Here is a 16,069-nt window from a genome sequence, read left to right on the forward strand (position 1 = left end):
GTGGATGACGCACCCTGTGTGATGCAGGGGCCGGATGTGTGGGCTGTATGCCGGGGGCTGGATGTAGGGGCGACTTCAGTCGCCCATCCGTGCGTCGAATCACAGGCAAGCCGTTGACCGGAGTCCGCGGGCGACTGAAGTCGCCCCTTCACGTCGCCCCTGCACGTCGCTCCTGCACGTCGCCCCTGCACGTCGCTCCTGCACGTCGCTCCTGCAAAGGCATACACCTGCAACCGACACAAAGATTCCACAGGCAATGGCGGACACAGCCTTACGGTGTGCGCGCCTTGCCCGGTTCAACCAGGATCAGCTGGCCGGTCTTCGGGTCGCGAAAGACTTCGCCGACCCGATCGAAGCCGGCGCCGGCCTGGCCCATGCCGTCGGCGGGGCGTTCGATGGACTGGCCCTTGTCCACGGGTTTCGGCGGCGACAGCGCGCCCTGGGTGCTGGCCGCGAGCGCGGCGAGCAGGCCGCAGGCGAACACCAGCATCACGTCCACCAGATTGACCAGGCTGGCGCGGGGGTCTTCGTCCCGGTCGTCGAAACGGGCGTCGAGGCGGGAATACAGGCGCAGGCGCTTGCGCGGTGGCGGGGCGGATTTCATTCGTCACCCTCCAGGGCTTCGAGCATTTCTTCGTACCAGCGGCGCCGCAGCTTGCCGACCACGAGGCCACCGATGCCGGCGACGAGGCCCAGCACGGTGGCGTCGAAGGCGACCGTCACGGCGCTGGCAAGCTCGGACGGATTGCCCTGACCCAAGGCGGCAAGGCCCGGTCCGAGGGGAATGATGGTGGCCATCAGGCCAAGCATCGGCGGGATGCGGGCGAGCAGGTCGGCACGTTCAAGACGGTGGCGCGCAACGCGCTGGATGAGCTGCAGATCGCCCGTTGCGGCGAGACGCTTGAGGCCCCAGAAGCGCTCGCCGAATGCCAGGCCGGCTTCGGCCAGGGCAATGGCGCAGGCCATGATGAGTGCGAAAAGAGCGGGGGTGAGCAGCCAGGTAACGGCCTGGTGCAGCCAGGAGAGCGCGTCGTTCATCGGGGTTTTACCGGGTTGTTGCGGGTGGAGGAAAAGCGTCGGCCACTCCAGGCGAGGCCGAGCAGGAAAATCAGCGGGGCCAGCGTCAGCGCGGCCGGCGGGATGCCTGTCGCGGCGGGCGCCAGGCTGGGCTTGAGTTCGTAGTAGCGGTCGGGCGCGGGCGGCGGGGTGTCAGCGGGCGCTTCAGCGGGCGTGTCGACTTTGGCGCCGGCCTGCGCCGGGGCGGGGGCCGACGGCGTGCTGCCCGATGCCGGCGTTATCAAAGGGGAGGCGGCCACCGGTGCCGCCGGTGCCAGGTTCGCCCCTTGGGCGCGGGCGAGGGTGACGCCCAGGGCTTCGGCATCGGCCGCATCGATCTGCGGTTTGAGCCAGTTCCACATGGGGTGATTGGGCGCTGCGTGACCACTGCCGGGCAGGCCGTTCCTGGCCACCAGCCGGGCCAGCTCGCCCCCCATCTGGCGGATGGTGGCTTCGTCGGCTTTCCAGAAACCCTTTTCGGCGGCGACCATGAAGATGGCCAGCATGTGGGCCTTCACGTGGGCGTTCTGGCCTTGCTCGAGAAAGCGCGGCAGACCGAGCTTCTGCTTGTCGTCGAAGTAGGTTTCCTTGACCTCGTCCCAGGCCCATTGCTTGATCAGGTCGGGTCGGGTGACCTGCCAGCCCCACAGGTTTTCGAGAAACTCCTGGCCCATCGTGCGGGCGCCGGCGTAGCCGTGCTTCATCAGCGGCTTGAGCCAGGCCGGGTTGAGGTAGCGGCCGCGGAGTTCGGACAGCAGCGCGGTGGCCAGCGGCTCGACTTCCGGGTGCGCCGCATCGGCGTGCTGCAGGATCAAGGCTTCCGGCGGCCGTCCGGTGAGGGTTTCGATGCCCACCGACATGCCGCCGAGATAGTCGAAGGCGTCGTTGTTGTCGAGCAGGCCATAGAGGTTGCTGGCCCGCCCGTGATAGCTGCGGGTGACGCCGGCCAGGGCTGTCTCGAAGGCCTGATGCGCCGCGTCGCCGCTGGAGTCGAGGCCGTAGGCGTGGCCCATGCGCTTGAGGTAGATGCGGCCGAGTTCGTCACGCTCTTTCCACGCGCCGGATCTTTCGGCAAGGCGATTGACGCCGGCGCTGTAGGCGCCCGGTGGGTCACCGAAGATGCGCGTTGCCGCCGCGCGCCCGGCTTCGGGCAGGCTGAGGCCGGCCTTGGCAAGGATGTCGATGCGCTTCAGCCAGGCCGCGGCAACGAGGTTGTCGGCGAGGGGCTGACGGCCGTGCTCGATGCCCTTGCCGGCCGGGGCGAGGGCGGCGGCGAGCGCGTCTTTCAGCTCCGGGCGGATGTCGAGCAGCAGGTCGGCGGAGGCGGCAAGGGCCAGCAGGCCGGCCCGGTCCACCTGCCGGAGCAGGTTGGGGTAAAGGTCGCGGAACAGGCCCGAGGTGGTGACGATCACGTCACGCCGGGGGCGGCCAGGCAGCAGGCGCACGTCGGTGACGATGCCGCGGGCGTTCCACACCGGTTCGGTGCCCAGCAGCGAGAGGCAGAAGGCGACCATCGCGCCTTCGTCGCGCACCGCGTCGGAGGCCCACAGGATCACCGCGTCGCTGTCGACGCCGGCGTTTTTCTTGCGCGGGCGGGCCGTGGCCTTGTCGGCCAGTGTCGCCCCGAGGGCATAGCCGAGGCGGGTGGGCAGCAGGTCGCCGTCCACCGCGTGAAAGTTGCGTCCGGTGGGCAGGGCTTCGGGTGAACGCAGCGGATCGTTACCTTTGCCCGGCGCCACGAAGCGCCCGGCAAGGCCGGCCAGCAGGCCTTCCATTTCGAGGCGGGGCGAGATCGCCAGCTTTTCGGCGATGGCCGCATCAAAGCCGCCGGCCACCTGGCTCATGGAGTCGGCCATCAGCTTGAGGGATTCGGCGCTCCAGTCCTGCCCGAAGACATGCAGGCCGTGGGGCATGAACTTCTCTTGCAGCTTGGTGAGGTAGTGGCCGATCTCGTGGGCGAGGAGGTCGTCGTCGGCGTCCTCGAAACCAATGCCGCGGACCTCGAGCACGTCGGCCATCGAGGCTTCCAGCTCGGCCTTCAGGTTGAGCGCGATGACTTGCGTGCGCATGGTTTTGGCGGCCTGGGCCTTGAGGCTTTCGCTGTTGGCCGCTTCAAAGCTTTCCACAACCTGACGCAATTCCAGCAGCTTGTCGTAGAGGGGCGTGGCAGACAGTGGCGGGGTGAGGTGATCGACGATCACGGCGAGCCCCCGGCGCTTGGCCTGAATGCCTTCGCCTACGCCGTCCACGATGTAGGGGTAGACGCCGGGCAGGTCGGCGGCAATCAGGCTGGGGTAGTCGTCGGCAGTGAGGCCGACGGCTTTGCCGGGCAGGAATTCGTAGGTGGAATGGCGGCCCAGATGCACCACGGCGTCGGCGCGGAAGCGGTCGCGGATCCAGTGATAGAAGGCCAGATATTGATGCGGTGGCGCCACGCTGGTGTTGGCGTGCAGCAGTTCTTCATCCACCTCCCAGCCCCGTGGTGGCTGGGGGCCGACGAAGACCTTGCCAAAGACGAGGCCCGGCACCAGCAGCTTGCCGTCGGCCACCATCACCTTGCCCGGGGTTTGTCCCCAGCCCCGCAGGCCCTCGACGCCGTGGCCGGCGAGGCGCCAGGCCAGGGACGACAGGCTGGTGCAGCGACGCCGGGGCTGATCCGCCAGGCAGTCCCGGTAGCCGGCTTCCAGCGCCTTCAAGCCTGTGATGGTTTCCTGGCGCTTCGGGTGGTCGGCACCTTCGGCCAGGTGGTGGAGTTCCTTCATGACCGATTCGACCCGCTTGCGGCCGACGCTGCGCTCCCCGATCTGCTCGGCTTCCAGCACTTCGGCGTGCAGCCGGCCCAGGGGGCCGGACACCATCTCGCCCTGCACCCGCTCGGGCAGGGCGGCAAACCAGCGGCGGTAGTCGGCGGCGCTGACGCTGTTCACGTCCAGCGCCAGCTCATGCAGGGCGGTTTTGTCTTCCGGCAGGTTCACGCCCCGCGCCATGATCCGGTCGAGCAGGGCTTCCGGCGAAGCCGGCAGTTCGCCGGTGTCGTAGCCTTCCGCCTTGAGACGCTGCAGCACGCCGAACAGGGACGCGGGCACGTCCAGGTTGTCGGCGCCGATGTTCTGCCGGCCCGGCGGGTGGTTGTAGTAGATGATCGCCAGCCGCTTGTCGGCATTGGCTTTGGCCCGCAAGGCCTGCCAGCGGGCGGCGCGGGCCACGAGGCGCTGGATTTCGACCCCGATGGCCTCGGTGCGGCGCAGCTCGATGCCGGTAAGAGGGTCAATGCGACTGGCGCCGACGGCCGACACGACGATGGGCTGGCCGATGCCCTGGAGTTCCGGCAGGGCGACCCGGTACTGCACCGAATCCACCGGGAGCCCTTCCGGCGACAGGCGCCATTGGGTCGCGCTGCGGTCGGTCAGGCGGATGGCCTTGAGGATGGGGATGTCCAGCTTCTTGAACGCCGCGGTGACGGCCTCGCGGTTTTCGGCCGCGCCGACGACGAAATCCTGCACCACCACCAGCGCGGCCGGCCTGGCCGGGGCAAGCAGTTCGGGCAGACGCTCGATGGCCTCCCGCGAGACGCTGCCCCAGCGGGTCAGCACTTCGGCGCAAGGCAGGCCCTGGCGGCGGGATTCACCACAGATCGCGGCGGCGGTGGCAGATTCGGTGTTGGACAGGTCGAGCACGGCCAGGGCCGGGCCAGCGGGCAGCAGACGGGCATTCCACGCGGCCTCGTCGAGACGTTCGGTGCCATCGACCCGCAGGCGCAGGACGCTCTCCCGCTGCGCCGGGGGCAGCGGCTTGCCGTCGAGCAGGTGGCCGAACAGGCGCGCCACGTTGTTGGCGCCGTCCGCCTGCCACACCCGGCGCGCGGCGAGCCACGCGGATGCGGCCGGGTGCCTTGCGGCGGCTTCGAGGGCGTCGGCCGGGGGCTGTTCGGCTGTCAGCTGGCGCAGGGTTTCGGCGGGAAAGCCCTCGAGCCGGCCCAGCCGGCTGCGGCTTTGCAGGTTGAGGCGCTGTTCGCCGTTCAGGGCCAGCACCGTGGCGGCGCGACTGGCGGGAAGGGTGTTGATCAGCCGGCGCGCCGGGTCGCCGAAGGCCGAGGCGATGAACACCGAGTCGGCATCGAGCCACTGGCGAAGCTGTGCATCGCTGGCCGCCATAATCTGGTTGGGCGTGCGCAGGACGATGCGGTCGCGGGGATGGCTGGCCAGATGCTGACGTGCCGCTTCGACGGCAGCGGGAGCGGCACGGTCGGTCATGACACCGAAGAGTGTCGCCGCGCGGGCCGGCACGCTGCCCAGCAGTGCAAACGCTACGAGCAGCCCTGCGCAAAGGACTGCGTTGCGACCCGTTGATTCCTGTCCTGTCATTCTGCCTCCACATGCGGGAACATCGGCCGTGGCGCCAGGGCAGGGGGACAAGACGAAACGAAAGGGCATGCCGGACTTCAGGGGCCCCGGCAGGACGGCGGACAGAAGTCGGACGTTTTCGCTCGCCACGCCCACACCCCGGGGCACAGCCAAACTCATGTCCTCGGGCCGGTCTTCTGGCTCGCCGTCGTTCTTCCCTATCCGCCTTCCCGGGCAAAAATGGCCCAGTGGCATGCATGGATGGAGTCGTCAGGCTTACAGCAGCGGGGGCTGCGCCGGAATGGTCGGAGAGAGACAACTCGCCGAGGTCACCGGACTTCCCGTTTAGCCCTTCCGCGAAAGCGGATCGGGCACCCGGAGGATCAAGGGCGCGAGGTTACGGGGAAACGGGTGACGACGGCAAGTCGTGGTGAGATCGAGCTGCCCGCTTTCGCCGTCTGGCGCGTGATTGGAGCGGCTCGAACACTCGACCTTTGGATAGAGGCAACAAAACCCGGGCAGGGGAATGCTTGGCTTTTTTGCACGAGCGGAGTAGGCTTCAAACAAACAATCAAATTTGTTTGTAAAACAAACTGCCCGGCACCGCTGGAGGAGAACCGTATTCATGGATAGCTACGACTACATCGTCGTTGGTGCCGGCTCGGCCGGCTGTGTGCTGGCCAACCGCCTGTCGGAGGACGGCAAGAGCCAGGTCTTGCTGCTGGAAGCCGGCGGTGACGACAGCAGCCCGCTGATCGGCATGCCCAAGGGCTTCGCCAAGCTGGTGGCCATGCCCAAGCACGCCTGGCACTTTCCGGTGCAGCAGCCACGCAAGCCGGGTCTGCCGGCGGGTGAAATGTGGGTGCGCGGCAAGGGCCTGGGCGGCTCCAGCTCGATCAACGGCATGATCTACATCCGCGGCCAGAAGGGTGATTTCGACGACTGGGAGGCCCATGCCGGCGCCAACTGGGGCTGGGACGCCATGAAGGCGGCCTTCAAGGCCATCGAAGACCACGAACTGGGCGCCGATGAACTGCGCGGGGCAGGCGGCCCGGTGCACGTGAGCACCGGCAAGTTCCGCTACCCGGTCAGCGAGGCGATGATCCGCGCCGGCGAAGAGATGGGCCTCGAGCACAAGGAAGACTTCAACCGCGAAGACAACGAAGGCGTCGGCTACTACGCCCACACCATCAAGAACGGGCGCCGGGTCAGTTCGGCGGTAGCCTTTCTGAAGCCGGCCATGGCACGCCCCAACCTCAAGGTGCTTACCGGCGTAGCGGTCGAGCGCGTGCTGTTTGAAGGCAAGCGGGCGGTCGGCGTGGCGGCCCGCTTGAGCGGCGAGGCGGTGACTTTCCGCTGCCGTGGCGAGGTGATCCTGTCCACCGGCGCCATCCTGACCCCCAAGATCCTGCAGCTGTCGGGCATCGGGCCGGGCGAGCACCTGCGCGCCAAGGGCATTCCGGTGCTCGCCGACTCGCCCGACGTGGGCCGTCGCATGCGCGATCACCTGGGCTTTCTGCTGCCTTTCCGGCTAAAGAACGACAAGGGCCTGAACCATCGCTTCCAGGGCATCGGGCTGGTGAAGAGCGTGCTGCAGTATTACCTGCTGAAAAGCGGCCCGATGGCCACCGGCCCCTTCGAGGTCGGCGCCTTCTTCCGCACCGCGCCGCAGGTCAGCCGCCCGGACGCCCAGCTCTATCTGTCGGCCTTCACCTACCCGCGCAGCGAAGACAACTTTCCGGTGCCCGACGGCGTCGAGGACAAGCCCGGCGTCACGGCCTACGGCCAGCTGCTGCGCCTGACCAGCGAAGGCTCGGTGATGGTGAGTTCGTCCGACCCGCAGGCCACGCTGGAAGTCACCCCCAACTGGCTGAGTACCGAAGAGGACTGCCTGGCCGCGGTGAACATGGTCAAGTACATGCGCAGCTACATGCGCCAGCCGGCCCTGGCCAGATTCGTCGGCGAGGAACTGCTGCCCGGCGGTTGCGAGACCGATGACCAGATCCTCGACGTGTTCCGCCAGGCGTCCCTGTGCGGCACCCACGCGGTGGCCTCGTGCCGCATGGGCAGCGACGCCGCCTCGGTCGTCGACGAGCGCCTCTGCGTGCGCGGCGTCGAAGGCCTGCGCGCCGCCGACTGCTCGGTGATGCCGGCCCCCATTTCCGGCAACACCAACGGCCCGGCCATGGCGCTGGGCTGGCGAGCTGCCGACCTCATCCTGGCCGATCGCGCCGGGTGCTGAACCCCTTTTCCGAAAGTCGCTCCATGACCGAATCAAACCGCCAGGTTTTGCTGGCCAGCCGCCCCGAGGGCAAGCCCACGGAATCCAACTTCCGCATCGAAGACGGCCCGGTGCCAAACCCCGGCGAAGGCCAGGTGCTGGTGCGCAACCAGTGGCTGTCCATCGACCCCTACATGCGCGGCCGCATGATGGATATCCGCACCTACGCCGAGCCGGTGGCGTTGGGCGACGTGATGGTCGGCGACACCGCCGGCACCGTTGTCGAATCGCGCCACCCGGGTTTTGCGGTGGGTGACGCGGTGGCCGGCCACCTGGGCTGGCAGCGCTTCGGCGTCATCGACGGCAGCCTGCTGCGCAAGGTGGATACGACGCGGGTGCCGCTGTCGGCGGGCCTCGGCGTGGCCGGCATGCCGGGCGTGACGGCTTACGTCGGCCTCATCGACCTGTGCGCCCCGCAGGCCGGTGAAACGGTGGTTGTGACTGCGGCTTCCGGCGGCGTCGGCAGCGTGGCGGGGCAACTGGCGCGGCTTGCCGGCTGCCGCGTGGTGGGCGTTGCCGGCGGGGCGGACAAGTGCCGTCACGTGGTGGACGATCTGGGTTTCGACGCCTGCGTCGACTACAAGTCGGCCGATTTCAAGGCCAGCCTGAAGGCGGCGCTGCCGGACGGCGTGAACTGCATTTTCGACAACGTGGGCGGCGAAGTGCTGGATGCGCTCTTGCCGCGCCTGCGCCCCGGTGCGCGCATCACCCTGTGCGGCGCCATCTCCGAGGTGGACAACCCCAGCCCCCACGGCATCCGCCGCCTGCTGCCGCTGATCGTCAATCGGGTGAAGGTGCAGGGCTTCATCGTCGGCGATCACCCGGAGCGCTGGGCGCCGGCCATCGACGAGCTGAGCGGCCACGTGGCCGCCGGCCGCATCCATTTTAGGGAGACGGTGGCCGAAGGGCTCGAAGCCGCCCCCCGTGCCCTCATCGACCTGCTTGCCGGGCGCAGCCTGGGCAAGCAACTGGTTCGCATCCTCTAAAGCCCGCACCCCAAACCGAAAGACCCCACACGATGACCGCTCCCCTCGACGTGCTGTTCAAGCCCCTGCGCATTGGCAACGTGACGCTCAAGAACCGCCTAGTGATGGCGCCGATGACGCGCAATCGCTCGCATCTCGACGGCGTGCCGAGTGCGCTCAACGTGCTGCACTACCAGCAGCGCGCCAGCGCCGGGCTGATCGTCACCGAGGGCGTCTACCCCAGCGAAATGGGCAAGGGCTATCTGTTTTCGCCGGGCCTGTGCACCGACGCCCACGCCGCCGGCTGGCAGCAGGTGACCGACGCCGTGCATGACAAGGGCGGCGCCATCTTCGCCCAGCTCATGCACGTCGGCCGCCTGTCCGACCCGCTGATGCTGAACGGCGCCCAGCCCGTCGGCGCGTCGGCCGTGCAGCCGGACCCGACCGCCCGCCACTACACCGTGACCTGCCCACGCCCCAAGCGCGCCTACCCGGAGCCCCGCGCGCTGGGTACTGCCGAGGTGTACGCGGTGATCGAGGACTACCGGCGCAGCGCCGCGCTGGCCAAAAAGGCCGGTTTCGACGGCGTCGAGATCCACGCCGCCAGTGGCTATCTGCCGATGCAGTTCCTGTCCACCAACACCAATCTGCGCAGCGATGAATTTGGCGGCAGCCTGGAGAACCGTGCGCGCTTTCTGCTGGCCATCGTCGATGCCATCGCCGCCGACCAGGGCTCGGCCTTCGTGGCGGTCAAGCTGTCGCCGGGCTGGACTTTCCACAACGTCTTCGACGACGACGCGCCGGCCACTTATTCGCATGTGACCAAGGAGCTCTCCAAGCGCCACATCGCCTACCTGCAGGTGGGCAACTACGGCATGGACTGGGACGTGTACGCCACCCTGCGGCCGCTCTTCGACGGCCCCTTCATGACGGTCGCCAGCTTCACCCGCAAGAGCGCCGCCGAGATGATCGCCGCCGGCGGCACCGATCTGGTCGGCTTCGGTCAGGCCTTCATCGCCAACCCCGACCTGGCCGAGCGCTTTCGCAATGGCTGGGAGATCAACCGTCCGGACATCGCCACCTATTACAGCCAGGGCGCCGAGGGCTACACCGACTACCCCTTCCACGGCCACAGCACCCGCGACGATCTGCTGCCGACGGACGCGCCGCTGGTGCCCGTGTCTGCCGACGTCACCGGTTGAGGCTGAAGCCATGAGCGTGCGCGCCCCGACCCACGACGAACTGGCCGCCAAGTGGGCCATCACCGAAGTCATCCACCGTTACTGCCGCGGCCTCGACCGCATGGACAAGGCGCTGGCCCTGTCGTGCTGGCACCCGGGCGGCACTGACGACCACGCCCCGCTGTATGCCGGCCCGGCCGCGGGCTTCATCGAATGGCTGTGGCCGGTGCACGCGGCCATGAACGTCACCCGCCACGTGGTCAGCAACACGCTGATCGACCTGCACGCCGACGGCACCACGGCCGGCGCCGAAACCTGCTGGTCGCTGGTGCTGCAAACGCCCCAGGGTGCGCAGACCTTCGACATCGTGGCCGGCGGGCGCTACCTCGACCGCTTCGAGTGCATAGCCGGCGTGTGGGCGATCCGCCATCGCCAGTCGGTGGTGGACTGGAACCGGGTGGACCCGGTGCGCACCACGCTGGCCGACTTTGCCGCCACGCCGCTGATCGACGTGAACAACCCGGAAGTGCCGGCCACCGTGCCGACCCGGGATGGCTGCGACTTCTCCTATTCCGTGCTCGGGCATATCGAGCGGCACTGAGCGAGCAGCACTGAGCGAGCAGCACTGAGCGCCACAGCAAAGGATATCCGCTCCATGACGACAACACCCGCCATCAGCTTCGCCGATCCTGAGATCCGCCGCTGCCCCCACGCCGCCTACGCGCAGCTGCAGGCCGAGAGCCCGGTGTATTTCGACGCCGGCACCGGCTTTCACGTGCTTACCCGCTACGCCGACATCGCCCACGTCAATGCGCGGCCGGAAATCTTCTCCAACATGACCAGCCAGGTCTTCGACCGCAGCCACTCGCCGGTGGCCGCCGAAGTGGCCCGGCGTTACACCGAGCACGGTTTTTTGCCGGTGCACACGCTGGTGTCGAACGACCCGCCGTCCCACGGCCAGTACCGGGCGCTGGTGGATCTGGCCTTTGCGCGCAAGAACGTGATTCCACTGGAGCCCGGCATTCGCGACATCGTCGACGGGCTGATCGACGGCTTCATCGGCGCCGGACGCATCGAATTCTTCGACGACTTTGCCATCAAGCTGCCGATGTTCGTCATCGCCCGCGAACTCGGCCTGCCGCCCGAAGACTGGCGTCAGATGAAGCTCTGGTCGGACGCCGCCATCGAGCAGATCAACCCCAACCTGGCCCCCGAACGCGAGCTGGAACTCACCGACCTCTTGATCGGCATGCAGCAATACCTGCACCGCCACGCCATGGCTTACCGGGCCAATCCGGCGCCATGCCTGCTCAGCGCGGTGGCCAATGCGCAGATCGACGGGCGCCTGCTCACTGACAGCGAGCTGATCAACATCGCCACCCAACTGCTGGTGGCCGGCAACGAAACCACCACCAACACCCTCGGCTCGGCGGTGTGGGCGCTGCTCGAAACGCCGGATCTGCGCCAGCGCCTGAGTGCCGAGCCGGCGCTGATCCCCGGTTTCGTGGAAGAGGTGCTGCGCCTGCACTCGCCCGTGCCCAACATCTACCGGGTGGTCCGGGAAGACACCGAGCTGGCCGGCGTGGCGCTGGCGAAGGGCGCGGTGCTGATGCTGTCCTACGGCGCCGGCAACCGGGATGAAAACAAGTTTGAATGCCCGGAGCGCATCGACCTTGAGCGCCGCAACGCCCGCGAACACATGAGCTTCGGCAAGGGCATTCACTTTTGCATCGGCAACATGCTGGCCCGAGCTGCGCATTGCGCTGGAACGCTTGCTGGTGCGCCTGCCCGACTTCGCCCTCGACCCGGCTGCGCCGCCGCCGCGCTGGTCGGAGAGCTTCCAGGCCCACACGCTGGAACGCCTCGATCTGGTCTTTACGCCGGGAGGCAAACCATGAGCGACACCTACAACCTGATCGCCGACCGCCTCGCCATCAGCGACGTGATCATCAGCTACGCCACCGCCCTCGACACCCGCGACTGGGGGCTGCTGCGGTCGATCCTGACCGACCGGGTAGCCATCGACTACACCAGCTTCGACCCTGGTCTCGACCTGGAAATGGACGCCGCCGAATGGGTGCACCGGGTGCGCGGCCTCGCCGGCTTCGACGCCACCCAGCATCTCAGCACCAACCACCGCCACCGCATCGACGGTGATACGGCCACGTGCATCTCGTACATGCACGCCGGCCATTTCCTCAAGCACGAGGGCGAGGACTACGCCTGCTTTCTGTACGGCCACTACACCAGCGAGCTGGTGCGCAGCGCCGCCGGCTGGAAGGTGTGCAAGGTCAAGCTGAGCATCACCGCCCGCCACGGCGACGCGCGGGTGTTCGAGTGGGCTTTCAGCAAGATTCCCTGAAACAGCGGGGCGCCGACGCCCCAGCCTGAACAACGTATCGAGCCGGAATGAAGTCCGGCCCACAAAAAAGAGGAGACAAACATGGAATGGGATTACGACGTGATCATCGTGGGGGGCGGCGGCGCCGGACTGGCTGCCGCCCTGATGGCCCACAAGGAAGGCGCGAGCTGCATGATCATCGAAGCCGACGGCAAGCTCGGCGGCGCCACGGCCCAGTCGGGCGGGGTGTTCTACGCCTGCGGCACCAGCGTGCAGCGGGCGGCGGGCATCGCCAACGACACGCCGGACGATCTCTACGATTACCTGATGACGCTCAACCGCTGGAAGCTGCGGCCCGACATCATCCGCTACTACGCGGACAACTGCGGCGCGGCGCTGGAGTGGTTGATCGAGCTGGGCAGCGAGTTTCCCAAGGAATGGCTGGTCAAGTCCGGCGTCGACACGGTGCCCCGCGGACATTCCAGCCAGGGCGCCGGTTCCGGCATTGCCGATGCGCTGATCAACGCCACGGGCGCCCGGGGCATCGACACCGCGCTCGGCACCCGCGTCGAGGCACTGATTTTTGAAGACGGCCGCGTGGTGGGCGTGCGCGCCATGGGCACCGAACTGCGCGCCCCCACGGTCATCGTTACCACGGGCGGCTTTGGCAACAACCCGGAAATGCTCCAGCGCCTGTACCCCTCGGCCTGCCACGGGGAGTGGACCTGGGCCGTGCACAAGGATGTGCCCTTCGTGCTCGGCGACGGCATCACCCTCGCCGAAAAGATCGGTGCCGGTGTGGTTGGGTTTGATACCGGGCTGGTGCTCGCCACCTCCGGTTTCAGCAAGTCGCTCGAAGCCTTTCTGCCACCGTGGATCATCGCGGTGAACAAGGAAGGGCGGCGCTTCATGTCCGAACTGTCGCCCTACAGCGTGTGCGGCTACCTGCTCAACGAGCAGACCGACAGGCGCGCCTGGGCCATTTTCGACGAGCAGGCGCTGGTTGAAGCCAGCACCAACACCCGCTATCTCGACCCTTACAACGCCGGCATCAGCATTCCCACCTGGGAAGAGCCGACCTTGCGCGAGCAGGTCAAAAAGGGCCGCGTCAAGGTGGCCGACAACCTGGTGGCGCTTGCCGACCAGGTTGGCATCGACGGCCTGGCGCTGGAGCAAACCGTGGCGCGCTACAACACGGATTGCGATGCCGGCGGTGATTTCCAGTTCTTCAAGAAGGCACCGGCCTATTTCCCGATCAGGAAAGGGCCGTTCTACGCGGTGGAGATTCGCGCCGCGATCATCGGGCTGACGGCAGCCGGCCTCGACATCGACCGCCACGCCCGCGTGCTCGATGGGCACCAGCGGCCGATTCCCGGTTTGTATGCGGCGGGCGAGGTGCTCGGCTGCTTCCACGGCGAACGTTATGGCGGGGGCGGCTTGTCCATCGGCAACGCGGTGGTGTTGGGGCGCCTGGCCGGCACCGAGGCCGGCAAGGCCGCCCTTGCCGCACGCCAAGCCGAAGAGGTGGCCGCATGAAGCGGCTTGCCGGGCGGGTGATTCTGATCACCGGCGCCGCCCGCGGCATGGGCGCCACCATGGCACGCCTGTTTCACGCCGAGGGCGCCCGCGTGCTCATCGGCGACATCACCCGGCGCGAAGGCGAAGCCCTGGCCGCCGAGCTGGGCGACGGGGCGATCTACCAACACCTGGACGTGACCGACGAAGCGAGCTGGCAGCAGACGGTGGCCGCTGCGCGCGAGCGCTGGGGCGGCATCGACGGACTGGTGAACAACGCCGGCATCAATTTTTCCGAAGCCCTGTCCAGCACGGGCCTGGCCGATTTCAAGCGGGTCATCGACGTGAACCTGGTGGGCCCGTTTCTGGGCCTCAAGCATGTCGGCCCGGTGATGGCTGCGCAGGGCCGCGGCAGCATCGTCAATATTTCGTCCATCGGAGGCATGACGGCCTGGAACTCCATGGGCGCCTACTGCGCCAGCAAATGGGGCCTCCGGGGCCTGAGCCGGGTGGCGGCGCTGGAACTGGGCCACAAGGGCGTGCGGGTCAATTCGATCCATCCGGGCGGCGTGGATACGAGCATGGGCACCATGTTCGACGGCGACACCCGGGCCCTCGACAAGGCCTACCAGGGCCAGCCGGTGCAGCGTATCGGGCAACCCGAGGAAATCGCCCGCATGGCGCTTTTTCTGCTGGGCGACGAGGCCTCGTACGTGTGTGGTGCCGAGATGGTGGTGGATGGCGGCAACCTGACCGGTCGCTATTTCGAAGGTTTGCCCGGCGCGCCGGAAACCCCGACTACCTGAACCGGTAGTTGTGGGGGAGGGCGGAAGACGGGATACTCTGCACTACATAAAAAAACAAACCAGCCTGATCAAAAAGGAGCGAGACAAATGGAAAACCTTAACGTCTATAAAGACCTCATCAAGCGCATGCTGACCATGGTGGATGCCGGCGTTACCGACAGCGCACCGGCCGCCTATCGCCAGCCTTCGTCGGTGTACACCGACCCCGCACTGTTCGCCCGTGAAAAAGCCACCATCTTCAAGGACGAGCCCCAGCTGGTGTGCTTTTCCAGCGATTTGCCGGAAAAAGGCAGCTACTTCACCTTTGACGATCTCGACGTGCCGGTGCTGCTGACCCGCGACAACGACGGCAAGGTGCACGCTTTTCTCAATGCCTGTACCCACCGCGCCGCCCGCCTCAAGGAAGGATGCGGCAAGACGGCCTCGCTCAGCTGCCCCTATCACAACTGGGGCTTCGACCTGAAAGGCAAGCTGCGCGCGGTGTGGGAAGAGAAGAGCTTCGGCGCTATCGACAAATCCCTCTACGACTTGGTGCGCCTGCCGGTTGAAGAAAAATACGGCATGATCTTCGCCGGCATGCACCCGGACGTGAAGGTGTCGGTGGACGAGATCCTCGGCCACATGGCACCGGTTTTCGAAAGGTGGGATCTGGGCGCCACCCGCTTCGTGGATCAGCACGAGTGGAAGCTCAAGACCAACTGGAAGCTGGCCCTGGACACCTTCTGCGAGGGTTACCACTTTTTGGCGCTGCACAAGAACACCCTGGGCGGCATTTCCATCGGCAACACCTCGGCCTTCGACACCTTCGGGCCGGAAGGGCGCAACCACCGCCTGGCCTTCCCCAACGAAAGCATCAAGCGCCTCAAGGAGATTCCCGAGGCCGAATGGGGCATGGATATCTTCAACGACTTCCAGCTGGTGCACTTCATCTACCCCAACATCTCGCTGCTCGTCTCGCCGGTGTCTATCGAGTTCTTCAAGCTCTACCCGGGCGAAAACCCCGGCGAGCACCGCACCGTCTTCCGCAGCTATGTGCGCAGCACCAACGACGAAAAAGGCTGGGATGGCAATGATCCCCAGGCCCACTTCGAGTTCATCTGCAAGGTGGTGGACGAGGAGGATTACTGGGTTTCGGCCAACGTCATGAAGAACCTCAACGCCGGCATGATCAACTTCAGCACCTTCGGCGCCAACGAACCGGCGCTCCAGAACATGCACAAGGCCTTCCTGCGCGGAATCGGCACCACGCCGGAAGAAGCGCCCCTGGGCAAGGTCGGCGCCGTAGCCAGCTGCTAAGGCGAAGTCCAGCCGCAGCTGAAGTCACAACGCGAAAATAAAGGCTATGTTCGCGTTAAGTGTGTAATAACTCTCACTGGCCGGCCCGCCGGGCTTGGAGAGTCTCGCCTGTCGGGTGGAGCGCTTTCCACACGTTGCGCGAACCTTGGTGGTTCATTCCATTCAACTACGAACCGGTGAGGCCTTGCGGGACGGCCTTCCGGTTTTTGGCGTTACGTTGGCCGGGGACTCGCCCCCGGCGGGCGACCTTCTTTCTTGTTGTACGACAAGAAAGAAGGCAAAGAA

General features: G+C 66.9%; 11 protein-coding genes and 1 riboswitch. Of the genes, 8 read left to right on the top strand and 3 right to left on the bottom strand.

The window, feature by feature from the left end:
• Positions 1–271 precede the first annotated feature (271 nt).
• From Q1W26_RS15185 to Q1W26_RS15195, 3 genes are read right to left on the bottom strand one after another with little or no spacing between them, the layout of a single operon-like run.
• A complete protein-coding gene (locus Q1W26_RS15185; protein ID WP_300441940.1) occupies positions 272–604 on the bottom strand; it encodes a DUF2149 domain-containing protein in 333 nt (110 codons plus the stop codon).
• Positions 601–1,038, bottom strand: coding sequence for a MotA/TolQ/ExbB proton channel family protein (locus tag Q1W26_RS15190; protein ID WP_148579788.1), 438 nt, complete (start codon positions 1,036–1,038; stop codon positions 601–603). The genes Q1W26_RS15185 and Q1W26_RS15190 overlap by 4 nt, the downstream gene beginning before the upstream one ends.
• Positions 1,035–5,420, bottom strand: coding sequence for a cobaltochelatase subunit CobN (locus Q1W26_RS15195; RefSeq protein ID WP_300441943.1), 4,386 nt, complete (start codon positions 5,418–5,420; stop codon positions 1,035–1,037). Before Q1W26_RS15195 ends, Q1W26_RS15190 begins: the two co-directional genes overlap by 4 nt.
• A 148-nt stretch (positions 5,421–5,568) precedes the next feature.
• Positions 5,569–5,793: riboswitch (cobalamin riboswitch) on the bottom strand.
• Between the two features lie 231 nt (positions 5,794–6,024).
• Between Q1W26_RS15195 and Q1W26_RS15200 the strand changes: the two genes are divergently transcribed.
• The 8 genes from Q1W26_RS15200 to Q1W26_RS15235 all read left to right on the top strand — a co-directional run bounded on the left by Q1W26_RS15200 (position 6,025) and on the right by Q1W26_RS15235 (position 15,784).
• Positions 6,025–7,641, top strand: a complete 1,617-nt coding sequence (locus Q1W26_RS15200) for a GMC family oxidoreductase N-terminal domain-containing protein (RefSeq protein ID WP_300441946.1) — start codon at positions 6,025–6,027, stop codon at positions 7,639–7,641.
• Positions 7,642–7,664: 23 nt separating this feature from the next.
• On the top strand, positions 7,665–8,666 hold the full coding sequence (locus Q1W26_RS15205) for an NADP-dependent oxidoreductase (protein ID WP_300441948.1): 1,002 nt from the start codon (positions 7,665–7,667) through the stop codon (positions 8,664–8,666).
• A gap of 32 nt (positions 8,667–8,698) precedes the next feature.
• Positions 8,699–9,847, top strand: coding sequence for an alkene reductase (locus tag Q1W26_RS15210; RefSeq protein WP_300441950.1), 1,149 nt, complete (start codon positions 8,699–8,701; stop codon positions 9,845–9,847).
• A 10-nt stretch (positions 9,848–9,857) separates the two neighbouring features.
• On the top strand, positions 9,858–10,427 hold the full coding sequence (locus Q1W26_RS15215; protein WP_300441952.1) for a nuclear transport factor 2 family protein: 570 nt from the start codon (positions 9,858–9,860) through the stop codon (positions 10,425–10,427).
• A 54-nt stretch (positions 10,428–10,481) separates the two neighbouring features.
• Positions 10,482–12,188, top strand: coding sequence for a cytochrome P450 (locus tag Q1W26_RS15220; RefSeq protein ID WP_300441954.1), 1,707 nt, complete (start codon positions 10,482–10,484; stop codon positions 12,186–12,188).
• Between the two features lie 81 nt (positions 12,189–12,269).
• Positions 12,270–13,703, top strand: coding sequence for an FAD-dependent oxidoreductase (locus Q1W26_RS15225; protein ID WP_300441957.1), 1,434 nt, complete (start codon positions 12,270–12,272; stop codon positions 13,701–13,703).
• A complete protein-coding gene (locus Q1W26_RS15230) occupies positions 13,700–14,488 on the top strand; it encodes an SDR family oxidoreductase (protein ID WP_300441960.1) in 789 nt (262 codons plus the stop codon). The genes Q1W26_RS15225 and Q1W26_RS15230 overlap by 4 nt, the downstream gene beginning before the upstream one ends.
• Positions 14,489–14,575: 87 nt before the next feature.
• Positions 14,576–15,784, top strand: a complete 1,209-nt coding sequence (locus Q1W26_RS15235) for an SRPBCC family protein (RefSeq protein WP_300441962.1) — start codon at positions 14,576–14,578, stop codon at positions 15,782–15,784.
• Positions 15,785–16,069 lie beyond the last annotated feature (285 nt).

The sequence above is a fragment of the Zoogloea sp. genome, from assembly GCF_030157465.1.
Classification (GTDB): Bacteria; Pseudomonadota; Gammaproteobacteria; order Burkholderiales; family Rhodocyclaceae; genus Zoogloea.

Coding starts and splice junctions, on each gene's coding strand:
- Q1W26_RS15185 (WP_300441940.1), bottom strand. CDS start 604: ATGAAATCCGCCCCGCCACCGCGCAAGCGCCTGCGCCTGTATTCCCGC.
- Q1W26_RS15190 (WP_148579788.1), bottom strand. CDS start 1,038: ATGAACGACGCGCTCTCCTGGCTGCACCAGGCCGTTACCTGGCTGCTC.
- Q1W26_RS15195 (WP_300441943.1), bottom strand. CDS start 5,420: ATGACAGGACAGGAATCAACGGGTCGCAACGCAGTCCTTTGCGCAGGG.
- Q1W26_RS15200 (WP_300441946.1), top strand. CDS start 6,025: ATGGATAGCTACGACTACATCGTCGTTGGTGCCGGCTCGGCCGGCTGT.
- Q1W26_RS15205 (WP_300441948.1), top strand. CDS start 7,665: ATGACCGAATCAAACCGCCAGGTTTTGCTGGCCAGCCGCCCCGAGGGC.
- Q1W26_RS15210 (WP_300441950.1), top strand. CDS start 8,699: ATGACCGCTCCCCTCGACGTGCTGTTCAAGCCCCTGCGCATTGGCAAC.
- Q1W26_RS15215 (WP_300441952.1), top strand. CDS start 9,858: ATGAGCGTGCGCGCCCCGACCCACGACGAACTGGCCGCCAAGTGGGCC.
- Q1W26_RS15220 (WP_300441954.1), top strand. CDS start 10,482: ATGACGACAACACCCGCCATCAGCTTCGCCGATCCTGAGATCCGCCGC.
- Q1W26_RS15225 (WP_300441957.1), top strand. CDS start 12,270: ATGGAATGGGATTACGACGTGATCATCGTGGGGGGCGGCGGCGCCGGA.
- Q1W26_RS15230 (WP_300441960.1), top strand. CDS start 13,700: ATGAAGCGGCTTGCCGGGCGGGTGATTCTGATCACCGGCGCCGCCCGC.
- Q1W26_RS15235 (WP_300441962.1), top strand. CDS start 14,576: ATGGAAAACCTTAACGTCTATAAAGACCTCATCAAGCGCATGCTGACC.